Raw genomic sequence first — 10,543 nt, 5'->3', positions numbered from 1 at the left:
CTCGAACCTGCGACCTAGAGATTCTGAAGCAGCGTTGATCACTGTCTACTGTGGATGGTTGATACTGGTCGTCATCTGCGCTGTTCGCTTCTGCGAATGGTGCTCGTCGGTCGTCTTTAGGTGCTGCTGATCATGGATTGATGAGGGTTAAATGTGGTGTTGATCTTGTAGATCTCAACCTACAAGTGGGTGGCCTTTCCGCCATCTCGTCGACCTGGCGCAGCCCAATCACGTCGGGTCAAGGGGGCACCTTCCCGCGGTCCGCAGCATGCCGGCCGAACTGCCCCCTTGACGCGGCGTGATAGCCCTCGGGGAGGTCGGCGAGATGGCGGCAGGTCACTCACGGACGCGACGTGCGCGCGGTCCCGGCCATCTCGGAGACCTGCCCGTCCGGCGAGGACATTCTTTTCTTCTTGGACGCGGCCCCAGGTGCAGCCGCCGGGCCGGGTGCGTGGGTGCCGGAGGCGGGTCCCGCGTGCCCGGCCCGAAAGCGGCGCGGCCCCGCAGGGGCCGCCTTGAACAAGAAAAGAAACTCTGAACACAGGGTCCGCGCGCGACGCACAGAGACGGTCTCGACCGGGTGGCCGGGTGAACCTGGCTCGCAGCAAGGGATGCGGTTCGGGAGAGCTGGCCACTTGCGACAGACGTCGGTAGGCATGGGAACGCCCCGGCAGGGAGGTTGTACCGCCGACCCGCCGGGGCGTTCGATTACGGAGCCTAGCAGTTGATCAACTCGGGTTTTTGGTTGAGGATCTGCGCGCGAGCAGACGTGAACTCGCGGTACTGCTCGGCTGCGCTGGGCTTGAACATGCCGACTTTGCAGCAGTTCTGGAAGGCCATCCGAACGCGGTAGTGCTGCTCTACTGCGGCCCGCATGGAGTCGCTGGCGACCAGGCGGAAGAGCTGCCCCCACTCGGCATCGGTGGGCGGAACGTCCTCGTTGATCTCGTACGCGGCGTCGCTTGAGTTCAGCTTCTCGGCGGTGGAGCTGACGACGGTCCAGGCGTACGGGAGCGAGTCCTTAATGCACTGGAGAAAGTCGGCGTCGCTGATCTGCCCTTGCTCGGCCTGCTCCAGCAGTGACACCGGGACGGTGAGGGACACGCTGATCTCCTAGCGCTCGGAGTTGGTTGTCATGTTCATTAATGACACAAGGCTCATCCCATGGAAAGGGAGTCAACCCGTCTGGATGAATCGGCGTTGGGTGCCCAGTGGGGGATCAGGCGCTCGGGTCTGGCTGTTCGAGCGGCGCGACCTTGGTGGTGTACTCCAGTTTGTACTGGTTGGCAGCGAGGAGGATGTCCGCCGTCTCGATCGGGAGCGAGCCGTGAAACGACGTGCGCACGATCGCAATGACCGGGGTGCCAGGACGGATCTCAAGCTGCTCCGCTTCCGACGGGCGCGGCATGCGGGAGTGGAGGCGCTCCCGAACTTCGGTGGGGCGCATTCCGATCGACGTGAAGCGATCGACGATGCCAGCGCCCATGAGTGGACCTTGCTCGGGATTCTCAATGGGAGTCCCGCGCGTGATAGCGAGCGGCTCGTAGGAGGTCGTGAGCATCATCGGCACGTCGTCGGCGTATGAGACGTAGTCGGTCCGCATCACCTCGTCGCCAAGAGCAATCCGGAGCCTGTGGGCAGTCTCCAGCCCTGCCCGGTCCGGCCGCGTTTCGTGGCTGTACCTAGGCACCCGTTGCGTCGCAATGGCTTCGTCGGCGAAAGGGGCACCCGGCGCTGACTTGTAATGCTGGTCGGCGCGCCGGATGAGGGGGTCGTGCAGCCGGACGGTAGCGCGGCCTCCCTGCTGCCGGTCGATAAGTCCTTCGGACTCCAAGATGTCCATTGCCCTGCGCACGACGGCACGCGAGACGCCGTAGGTGTTAGTGAGTTCCTCCTGAGAGGGCAGCCGACTTCCGGGTTGGAGCGTTTTCGCCAGGATCTGGTCTCGAATCGCGGAGGCGACTCGCTCATACATGTGCTCTGAGCTGGGATCTTCCATGATCAACAACTTTCTTTGAAACTTGGCATGCCAAGTGCTTGCGGTCGCTGGTCGTCGTGGGTTAAAGTTGGCCTACCAACTTAGTTGGCCTACCAACTCTAGCACTGACACCAGCGGAGGCAGGCATGCAGGACATCCCGTTCTACAGCGGCGGTTACAAGTTCATGGTCACCGAAGCGCCCGTGATGAAGATGCGGGAGGTCAAGGGCGAGATGGTCCCCGCAGTGGACAAGAACACGGACCTGACCGAGTTCGTGGTGATGCTGTTCGCGAAGGCGCGGAAGCCGGGGAGGAACGGCCGGATCGGGAAGGGCGAGGAGATCAAGGTGACGCTGGCGACGGACCCGGGCGAGGGGTTCGACGAGGGCACCTACGTGGAGCTGGTGAACCCGGTGCTGAACACGTGGCAGACGACGAACGACGAGGGCCGGATCACGGGGTCGGGCCTGTGGTTCAAGGCGGAGGGGTTGAAGCCTGCCGGTGCTGGCGCGGTCCGCGACGCTGCCTGACCGGTTTCGCGACCGGCGGGTGTCCGGTCTCGCGGCGGCTGCCTCCCCGGCCGTGCGCGGATAACACCACCCTGGAGCCCTTCCCAAGTCGGTTGGCTGCCCGTTTCGAGTCGGGCGAGGGCGCTTTCCGTTCATTGACAAATTCAGAGTGGGCCGATCCATGCCAAAAATACGCGCCTTTTGTGGTGGCGCGCCTCGATTCCCGGGTGCTTTTTGTCCGGGGGTCCTGGGGTTTCACCACGGATTCACATTGCGGAAGGGAGAACGGCATGCACACGGTTTTCGCGGCTCGGGACGGGCTGTCGACGTTCGACCCGTACGGCCCGAAGCGGGGCTTGTGATGTCCGAGGACATGGTGCACATCGAAGCAGAGCACCAGTGGTTGAAGGGTGTTCGCACGAGTCTGTGCGGGCTGGTGTTCGGGCCGGGGCAGCACGAGCGGGTGTGGTTCTTCGCGTGGGGCGTGCCCCGCTGCCAGGACTGCGAACGGATCGACGAGCGGGGCTCCTGATGGCCGCGCACGCGTGCACGGCGAAATTTTTCTTGTCGGCAACGGGAATCGCGACCTGCCAGGTCTGTTCCCGGCAGTGGCATTACTTCGAGAAATAGGAGGTTCAGCGATGGTGGCGAATTTCAGTCCGTTTCTGTTCTGGCTGGTGCTGACCGGCTGCTTGGCGATCGTGTCGCCGGTGCTGGCCGGGCTGACGGTCGCGGCTGCGGTGGCGACGCTGGTGCACCGGAGCAAGCGATGAGCCGCCCGGTGCGCGTCGGAGTCGTGATTCGGATGCTCGCGGCCCGGCTGGAAGCGCAGCGGGCGCTGGCGCTGGCCGAACCGGCGGACGACCTGGCATGGCAGGCGGGCTACTGCGAGGGCCTCAAGGACGCGCAGTCCGTGATCCGGAAGGACTCCTGACATGCCGGAAATCGTCGCCATCATCGAGGCCGCACAGACCGCTTACCGGCGGTTCGTCGCGGCGGAGCCCGACCGGGACATCCGCGTCGCGGTCGGCAACGCGGTCGGGTTCCTGACTGCGGATCTCACCACGGCGGCCGAACTGACCGCCGCAACACGGGAAGGGTGACGGACCCATGCAGGTGGGTTACCTGAATCGCCGGGCGCAGCAGCGCTACGGCACGTTCACCGCGGCTCTGGACCTCGTGGCCGAGGTGCTGGCCGAGGTCGACAAGCTCATCGACGCCTACGACGACGGGCACGAGGCGGAGTCGTGGACGATCTCGACGCGGGACGAGCTAAAAGCGTTCCGCACCAAGGCGTTCGACGAGTTGGACCGGTTGCGGACGCTGGGCAAGAAGCACGAGGCGGAACTCGTTTCGCGGGATTGGAGGCTCTGAGCCATGGCGCATCAGGTTGACCGGGTCGTGGACGACCTGCATTCGGCGATGAGCACGCTCAAGGACGCGATGCGCGGCATGCCGGTGCACCAGCACGGGTTCAAGGCCGCGCACGACAAGGCCGCCCGCGCGATGGGCACGCTGTCCACGGAGCTGCTGGACGCGCGCCCCGCGCTGACGCACTAGACCGAACACGCATTTTCGCACGAGACCGGCCCCGCCCTCTGTCCTTGCCGGACGAGGCGTGCGGGGCCGTTTTCGTGCTGTCGGAAGGGAGTACCGCGATGAAGAACCGCATTCCGAAGTCGGACCGCCGGGCGGGTTTCGAGTTCCGGGGTCTCAAGTGGACCGCCCGGCACCCCGGTTCGGTGCTTATGCCGGCCGGATTGGCGACCTCGGGGCTGGAGCTGGGGTGGACCGCGACCGGCGGGATGGTCGGCGGGGCGACGCTGGGGCTGTGCACCTGGTACCGGGCGCACCCGGACACGTTCGACCACTACGCCGCTCCGCGGATCCGGGCTTGGCGTCGCCGCTGGTCGAAGTACTGCGGGCCGAAGCTGAACAAGGCGCTGCAGGCGTGCGACCTGTACGTCACCAACCGCCGCACCGGCAAGGCCGACTTCCCCCGCGTGGTGCGGGTGCAGTCGTTCTCGCCGTCGGTGGACACGGTGACGCTGCTGCTGCCCCCGGGCATGGGACGGCGCGCGTTCAACGACAAGCTCGAAGACCTCGCGGACACGCTGCGGGTGGAGCGGATCGCGCTGGAGCGGGTCAAGCCCGGCCAGGTGTCGCTGATCATCGAACGCCGCGAGCCGTTCACCGAGACCATCCCGGCCCCGGACATGCCCGAGGAATCCGGCGCGGTCGACCCGGGCGACATCTACGTCGGCGACACCGAGTACGGCACCGACTGGCGGTTGTCGGTCCTGGGCAAGCACACCTTCATCGCCGGGGCGACCGGGGCGGGCAAGAACTCGATCCCGCTGTCGCTGCTGCGCGGGCTGGCTCCGCTGATCCGGGACGGCCTGGTCCGGCTGTGGATCTGCGACCCGAAGCAGATGGAGTTCCGCAAGCTGGAAGGGGTCGCGCACCGTTACGAGCACGACGAGGCGGCCTGTGCGAAGCTGATGCGGGAGTTCATCGAGGACTTGCGCCGGGTGCAGCGGGACTTCGCCGCGACCGGCAAGCGCAAGATCACGATGTCGCGGGAGACGCCGCTGAACCTGCTGATCGTGGACGAGATCGGCGCTCTGCTGGCCTACGGCGACGGCACGATCGCCCGCACGCTGCGCAAGGACCTTGCGATCGCCGTGTCGCAGGGCCGGGCGACCGGGCATTCCACGATGGCGCTGGTGCAGGAACCGACCAAGGACACCGTGCCGGTGCGGGACCTGTTCCCGGTCCGGATCTGTCTGCGGGTGACCTCGCAGTCGCATGTGGACATGGTCCTCGGGGACGGTGCCCGGCTGCGCGGCGCGCTCGCCGACGAGATCCCCGAAAGCGAGGACACCGCCGGCATCGGGTTCGTGATCCGGCCGCGTTCGCGGGTTCCCCAGCGCGTCCGCGCCGCCTACGTCTCTGACCGGGAGCTGGACGAACTGGTCGCGTTCATCCTCCGCGGCTACCACGCCGGTCCCGCCCTGTCGGTGGTGGCGTGATGACCTACCGCGAAGACCGCTACCAGGATTTCCTGGACAGGCTTTCCGGGGTCTATGACCTGGCTGCCCTCTGGTACGACGCGGTGAGCCAGGAACGCGAACGCGCTCTCGGCACGATCGAAACCGACGTGCTCATGGCGGACGCGGAGTGCTCCGCCGCCCTGGGCGTCTTCGGGGCGATCTCCGATGCGCTGGATCTCGCCCGGCGAGTCGGCGCATGAGCGCGCCCGTCGGACAGATCGTGTTCTGCCCGTACCACCGACCCGAAGACTCAGAGGAGTAAACCCATGTGGCGCATCGGTTTCTACGTGTGGCGGGCGTGGCTGTGGCTCAAGCTCGGCGCGCCCGCCCTGCTCGTCCTGATCGTGATCTACGCGGCTCAAGGCCCGTCGGCGTTGTTCTGGAGCACGGTGGTGGTGTTCGGGTGCATCGGGCTCGGTGTCGGGATCGCGGTCGCGGACTTCCGCAACCGGGAGTTCGGGCCGGTCGGCCGGGAGCGTGTCCGGTGACCCGCCGCGACCCGGCACAGCTCGGGCTCTTCGGCACCGTCGACACCGCCCCGGCTCCGCAGTCCGGCCGCCAGTGCCCGCCGCCCCGGGCCTCCCGCCGCAAGAACGCCAGCGGAGGTGCAAACCCGTCGGTGGCCAAGGACGTGCTCGCCGAAGTCCGCGACGGCCGTTTCGCACTGCTGGACGACACGGACCGGGTGTTGGTGTTCGAGGACGCCGACCGCGTCCGCGCCGCCCTGGACGAAGACGTCGTGCACCACCTGATCTCCGGCGGCTACGTCAGCCGGGGCGGCTCGCGCGATGTGGTGTCGGCGATGCACGGCGCGATCCGACGGCCGGTCACACCGCTCAAGCTCACCGCGCGCGGCCGTACGACGCTGCAGCGCTGGTCCAATCTCGCCCGCACGGAAGGAATCTGACCGATGGAACACCACTTCGGCGAGAACATCGTCGACGCGTTCCGCCAGATACAGGCGGTCATCGACGAGTTCCACGAGCTCTACACGCTGGAGCGCGGCATGCACGACGGCGAACCGTGGTTCGTCCAGCCCCGACTGGCCGAGCTGTCCGGCGAGCTGGCCCGCTGGCTCGACACCTACGCCGGGGTGTTCCACCGCTCCGCGGAACGCTTCCGCACCGGCCACGAGTAGAAGGAGGAAACCTCATGTCCACTGCGGACAGTGCGCACGCGGCTCGTCGGCTGGTGGACATCGTCCGTCTGCTGGTCGCCGCGACGCTCGGCCTGATCGGCGCGGCGGCCGGGTTCACCCACACCCACGACTGGGCCGTCCACCACGGACAGACCGGCTGGATCGCCTGGGCCGACGCCGTGGTCATCGAAGGCATCGTGATCGTGGCCGGGTTCGAGGTCCAGCGCGACCACCGCACCGGCCGACACCGCCGGTTCAGCTTCCCCCTCGGGGTCCTGGTCGCCGGGTTCGGCGTGCAGATGACCGCACAAGTCGCGCTCGCCGAACCCACCCCGGCCGGGTGGCTGGTGGCCGCGATGCCCGCCCTCGGGTTCCTCGTGGTCGTCAAGCTCCTCATGCGCCGCGCCCCCGCCGAACCCGCCCCGGCCGCACCACCGATCCCGGCACCGGCCGAACCCGCCGACGCACCGGCTCCGGCGGCAATGCCGGCAGAACCGGAGACCGCGCCCGCACCACCGGCACCAGTCGCACCGGCTGTGCGCCCGGCTGCCCGGCTGAAGCTCCCGCCGGAGATCGCCAGCCGCGTCCACGCCGCCGCCGACGCCGCCCGCGACGAAGGCCGCGACCTCACCGCCGACGACATCCGCCGCGCCGCCCGCGTCCCCGACGCCATGGCCGCCCGCATCGTCGCCGACCTGACCGGCCACAACGGACACCCGGTCACCGCATCCGCCTGACGAGACAAGGGAAAACCGACCATGCGCATCCGCCTGATGGGCACCGAAGCCGAGATCGCCGCCGTCGCGGCGCGCATCGCGACCGTGGTGGAAGTCCAGGAAGTCAGCGACTTTTACCCCAACCGCGGCACGTCGACCCTCGGCCGCGTCTACCTGACCGTCGCCGTGCCCACGGACCCCGGTCCGCTGCGCGCCACGGCCGAACGCGCCGACGACACGCCGCGCCTGCGAAACCGGCGCGAACTGGAGAGCTGAACCACCCCGCACCGACCGACGGCGCGGGAGCTGGCCCTCACCGGCTGGTTCCCGCGCCGTTTTCCATGCCCGCCCACGGAAAGGGCCACCGACATGCACACGTTGGACGAGCGCATCGCCTACCGGGTCCGGATGCGCGACTACGACGAATGGCGCGCCAAAGTGCACGCCGTCAACGGCTGCGCCCGCCCGATCCGTCTCGGAGGCGCGCACCAGCTCCAGGATGCGGCCAGCGGGCAGGTGCTGCACCACCACGGCGGCGACATCTTCGTCCCGTGCGGCAACCGCCGCGAATCGGTTTGCCCGTCCTGCTCTGACCGCTACGCCGCCGACGCCTTCCACCTCGTCCGCGCCGGACTGATCGGCGGCCACAAAGGCGTTCCCGAGCACGTCACCGACCGCCCCCGGGCGTTCGTCACTCTCACCGCGCCCTCGTTCGGGCCGGTGCACCACGCCCGCACCAGCGCGCGCGGCAAGCGCATCCCTTGCGGTTGCGGGGAATACCACCTCGACGCCGACCCGCGCGTCGGCACCCCGCTCGACCCGGACACCTACGACTACACCGGATCGGTGCTGTGGCAGGCACACGCCGGGGTGCTGTGGCAGCGGTTCACCACCCGGCTGCGCCGCGAGATCGCCAAACGCGCCGGGCTCAAAGCCCGCGAGTTCACCGAGCAAGCACGGCTCTCCTACGGGAAAGTCGCCGAATACCAGCGGCGCGGGCTCGTGCACTTCCACGCCGTAGTCCGCATCGACGGCCCGGACGGCGCGGCCGACCCCGCCCCGGCCTGGGCGCATCCGGACCTCCTGGAAGACGCCGTCTACGCCGCCGCCGGTGCCGCCTACGCCACCACCCACCTCCCCGACGGCACGCCGCTCGTGCTGACCTGGGGCGACCAGGTCGACGTCCGCCGCATCGAACCCATGGGTTCGGCCGAGCTGGAGGACAGTGCCGGCCGAATCAGCGAAGCCCGCCTCGCCGCCTACATCGCCAAGTACGCGACCAAAGGCACCGGCAAGAGCGAAGCCGCGGACCGGCCGATCCGGTCCGAACGCGACATCGAGCACCTGCGGGTCTCCGACCACCACCGCCGCATGATCCAGACCGCCTGGGACCTTGGCGCGCTCGAACCCTACGAAGACCTGAACCTGCGCCGCTGGGCGCACATGCTCGCCTTCCGGGGCCACTTCCTCACCAAGTCCCGCGCCTACTCCACCACCTTCAAGGACATCCGCGGCGACCGCCGCCGCTTCCGCCTGGAAGAGACCCTCGAACGCCTCGGCCTCGCCGACCGCGCCGACACCGTCGCCGTGGTCAACAACTGGACCTTCGACGGCGCGGGCTACAGCGACGACGCCGAACGCGAACTCGCCGCCGCCATCGCCCACCGCATCCGAGACGACCGCAAACACAAATACAGCAAGGAAAACGACCATGGACAACAAACTGCTCACCGTGACTGATCTCGCCGACTACCTCAGCGTCCCGGTCAACACCGTCTACCAGTGGCGCAAGACCGGCAAAGGCCCGAACGGCTACCGCATCGGCAAATACGTCCGCTTCCGCGCCGACGAAGTCGACGCCTGGATCGCAGAACAGGCCACCGCCTGATGCCCCGGCCGCCGATGCCTCTGGGCACGTGGGGCAAGGTCCGTACCTACACGCTGACGACCGGCGGCCACCGAGCAACGGCGCTGTACAAGGACTACGACGGTGTGACCAGGCCCGTGGAACGCCGGGGCGACAGTGCTGCGAAAGCGACCAATGCGCTCCTGGAAGCACTGCGGGATCGGCAACGGGCAGCGGGCGACGCGGAGATCACGGCGGAGACGAAAATGTCGGCCGTCGCGAAAATGTACTTCGCGAAGCTGGAGGCGTCCGACAAGGCCACGCGGACGAAGCAGGACTATCGAGGCGCGTGGGACCGGTACTTGGAACGCCCGCTTGCGAACCTCACGGTCCGGCAGTCGGGGAAGGTCTCGGTCGCCAACCGCATCCTCGCGTCCATCCGGGACAACCACGGCAGCGGCGCGGCGAAGATGGCTCGCGCGGTGCTGACTGGCGTCTACGCGCTGACGGTGCGGCACGACGCGCTGGACGACAACCCGGTGCGCGAAATCGAGTCCCTGAGCACGCGGTCCAAGGGGCCGAAGAAAAAGGGCCGAATCCACGAGGCCAACGTGAGCGACGTGCTGGGGCTGTTCCACAGCAGCGAAGACGCTGAGCGGTGGGACCTGGTCGACATGCAGGACGTGTTTTCCGGGCTCGGCTGCCGCATAGGGGAACTGCTGGCGCTCGACTGGGAAACCTCGATCGACTTCGAGGACGGCACGGTCTACTTCCATGGGACCGTGATCCGGGTCAAGGGCGTCGGGTTGGTCGTTCAGCCGTACACAAAGAGCCCGGCGGGCATGCGTCACATCCGGCCGCCAGCGTGGGTGATGGACATCCTCAAGCAGCGGTGCGTCGAATCGCGCTCTCCGTGGGCCTTCCCGTCCTCCACTGGAACCCTGCGGGACCCGGACAACGCCCGCAAGTGCATCCGGCGCGTCGTCGAAGGCACGCCGTTCGAGGGGCTGCATCCGCACGACTGGCGACACTACGTGGCGAGGGTGCTGCACGAGATGGGGCTCACGGCCCGGCAGATCGCGGACTACCTCGGGCACGACAAGCCGAGCACGTCGCTGGACCACTACGTGGATCCGATCGTTATCGTCGGGGAGGAGGCCAGCGCGGCTCTCAGCGAGCGTCCCCCGGCGAAACCTGTGGGTTAAGTGTGGGGCGGCGAACGAGAAAAGCCCTGGTCACTTCCGTGACCAGGGCTTTTGTGCCCCCGGCAGGACTCGAACCTGCGACCTAGAGATTAGAAGGC

The 10,543-nt window shown here is 67.7% G+C and carries 19 protein-coding genes; 17 read left to right on the top strand and 2 right to left on the bottom strand.

Annotation, left to right across the window (positions count from 1 at the left end):
* Positions 1-717: 717 nt before the first annotated feature.
* Together ACFXI3_RS46230 and ACFXI3_RS46225 are read right to left on the bottom strand one after the other, a co-directional pair.
* Complete coding sequence (locus ACFXI3_RS46230; protein ID WP_378408535.1) at positions 718-1,104, bottom strand: SCO5389 family protein; 387 nt, start codon at positions 1,102-1,104, stop codon at positions 718-720.
* A 115-nt stretch (positions 1,105-1,219) separates the two neighbouring features.
* Complete coding sequence (locus ACFXI3_RS46225) at positions 1,220-1,999, bottom strand: GntR family transcriptional regulator (RefSeq protein WP_378408533.1); 780 nt, start codon at positions 1,997-1,999, stop codon at positions 1,220-1,222.
* Between the two features lie 125 nt (positions 2,000-2,124).
* On the opposite strand from ACFXI3_RS46225, the gene ACFXI3_RS46220 reads away from it, so the two are divergent.
* From ACFXI3_RS46220 to ACFXI3_RS46140, 17 genes are all read left to right on the top strand, one after another.
* Positions 2,125-2,508, top strand: coding sequence for a hypothetical protein (locus ACFXI3_RS46220; protein WP_378408531.1), 384 nt, complete (start codon positions 2,125-2,127; stop codon positions 2,506-2,508).
* Positions 2,509-2,848: 340 nt separating this feature from the next.
* Positions 2,849-3,019 (top strand): hypothetical protein, encoded by a 171-nt coding sequence (locus tag ACFXI3_RS46215; RefSeq protein WP_336157220.1) that lies wholly within the window; start codon positions 2,849-2,851, stop codon positions 3,017-3,019.
* 109 nt (positions 3,020-3,128) lie between these two features.
* Complete coding sequence (locus tag ACFXI3_RS46210; RefSeq protein ID WP_378408529.1) at positions 3,129-3,260, top strand: hypothetical protein; 132 nt, start codon at positions 3,129-3,131, stop codon at positions 3,258-3,260.
* Complete coding sequence (locus ACFXI3_RS46205) at positions 3,257-3,421, top strand: hypothetical protein (protein WP_336157218.1); 165 nt, start codon at positions 3,257-3,259, stop codon at positions 3,419-3,421. Before ACFXI3_RS46210 ends, ACFXI3_RS46205 begins: the two co-directional genes overlap by 4 nt.
* A gap of 1 nt (position 3,422) precedes the next feature.
* The gene (locus tag ACFXI3_RS46200; protein WP_336157217.1) at positions 3,423-3,590 is read left to right on the top strand and encodes a hypothetical protein; all 168 of its coding nucleotides are present in this window, start codon (positions 3,423-3,425) and stop codon (positions 3,588-3,590) included.
* Between the two features lie 7 nt (positions 3,591-3,597).
* Positions 3,598-3,861, top strand: a complete 264-nt coding sequence (locus tag ACFXI3_RS46195; RefSeq protein ID WP_336157216.1) for a hypothetical protein — start codon at positions 3,598-3,600, stop codon at positions 3,859-3,861.
* Positions 3,862-3,864: 3 nt separating this feature from the next.
* A complete protein-coding gene (locus ACFXI3_RS46190) occupies positions 3,865-4,047 on the top strand; it encodes a hypothetical protein (RefSeq protein WP_336157215.1) in 183 nt (60 codons plus the stop codon).
* A 98-nt stretch (positions 4,048-4,145) separates the two neighbouring features.
* Positions 4,146-5,519: an FtsK/SpoIIIE domain-containing protein gene (locus ACFXI3_RS46185; RefSeq protein WP_378408526.1), complete on the top strand. Its 1,374-nt coding sequence runs from the start codon at positions 4,146-4,148 to the stop codon at positions 5,517-5,519.
* Positions 5,519-5,740 (top strand): hypothetical protein, encoded by a 222-nt coding sequence (locus tag ACFXI3_RS46180; protein WP_378408524.1) that lies wholly within the window; start codon positions 5,519-5,521, stop codon positions 5,738-5,740. Before ACFXI3_RS46185 ends, ACFXI3_RS46180 begins: the two co-directional genes overlap by 1 nt.
* A 66-nt stretch (positions 5,741-5,806) precedes the next feature.
* A complete protein-coding gene (locus ACFXI3_RS46175; protein ID WP_378408523.1) occupies positions 5,807-6,028 on the top strand; it encodes a hypothetical protein in 222 nt (73 codons plus the stop codon).
* Complete coding sequence (locus ACFXI3_RS46170; RefSeq protein ID WP_378408521.1) at positions 6,025-6,447, top strand: hypothetical protein; 423 nt, start codon at positions 6,025-6,027, stop codon at positions 6,445-6,447. The genes ACFXI3_RS46175 and ACFXI3_RS46170 overlap by 4 nt, the downstream gene beginning before the upstream one ends.
* A 3-nt stretch (positions 6,448-6,450) precedes the next feature.
* A complete protein-coding gene (locus ACFXI3_RS46165) occupies positions 6,451-6,678 on the top strand; it encodes a hypothetical protein (protein WP_378408519.1) in 228 nt (75 codons plus the stop codon).
* A 14-nt stretch (positions 6,679-6,692) separates the two neighbouring features.
* Positions 6,693-7,415, top strand: coding sequence for a DUF2637 domain-containing protein (locus tag ACFXI3_RS46160; RefSeq protein ID WP_378408517.1), 723 nt, complete (start codon positions 6,693-6,695; stop codon positions 7,413-7,415).
* Positions 7,416-7,436: 21 nt separating this feature from the next.
* On the top strand, positions 7,437-7,670 hold the full coding sequence (locus tag ACFXI3_RS46155; RefSeq protein ID WP_378408515.1) for a hypothetical protein: 234 nt from the start codon (positions 7,437-7,439) through the stop codon (positions 7,668-7,670).
* 93 nt (positions 7,671-7,763) lie between these two features.
* Complete coding sequence (locus ACFXI3_RS46150; RefSeq protein WP_378408513.1) at positions 7,764-9,134, top strand: replication initiator; 1,371 nt, start codon at positions 7,764-7,766, stop codon at positions 9,132-9,134.
* Complete coding sequence (locus tag ACFXI3_RS46145; protein ID WP_378408511.1) at positions 9,106-9,282, top strand: helix-turn-helix transcriptional regulator; 177 nt, start codon at positions 9,106-9,108, stop codon at positions 9,280-9,282. The genes ACFXI3_RS46150 and ACFXI3_RS46145 overlap by 29 nt, the downstream gene beginning before the upstream one ends.
* Before the next feature lie 14 nt (positions 9,283-9,296).
* Positions 9,297-10,445: a tyrosine-type recombinase/integrase gene (locus tag ACFXI3_RS46140; RefSeq protein WP_378408509.1), complete on the top strand. Its 1,149-nt coding sequence runs from the start codon at positions 9,297-9,299 to the stop codon at positions 10,443-10,445.
* Positions 10,446-10,543: the final 98 nt, after the last annotated feature.

The sequence above is a fragment of the Amycolatopsis sp. NPDC059235 genome, from assembly GCF_042754125.1.
Classification (GTDB): domain Bacteria; phylum Actinomycetota; class Actinomycetes; order Mycobacteriales; family Pseudonocardiaceae; genus Amycolatopsis; species Amycolatopsis albidoflava.
This window is presented reverse-complemented; position numbering and strand designations above follow the sequence as displayed.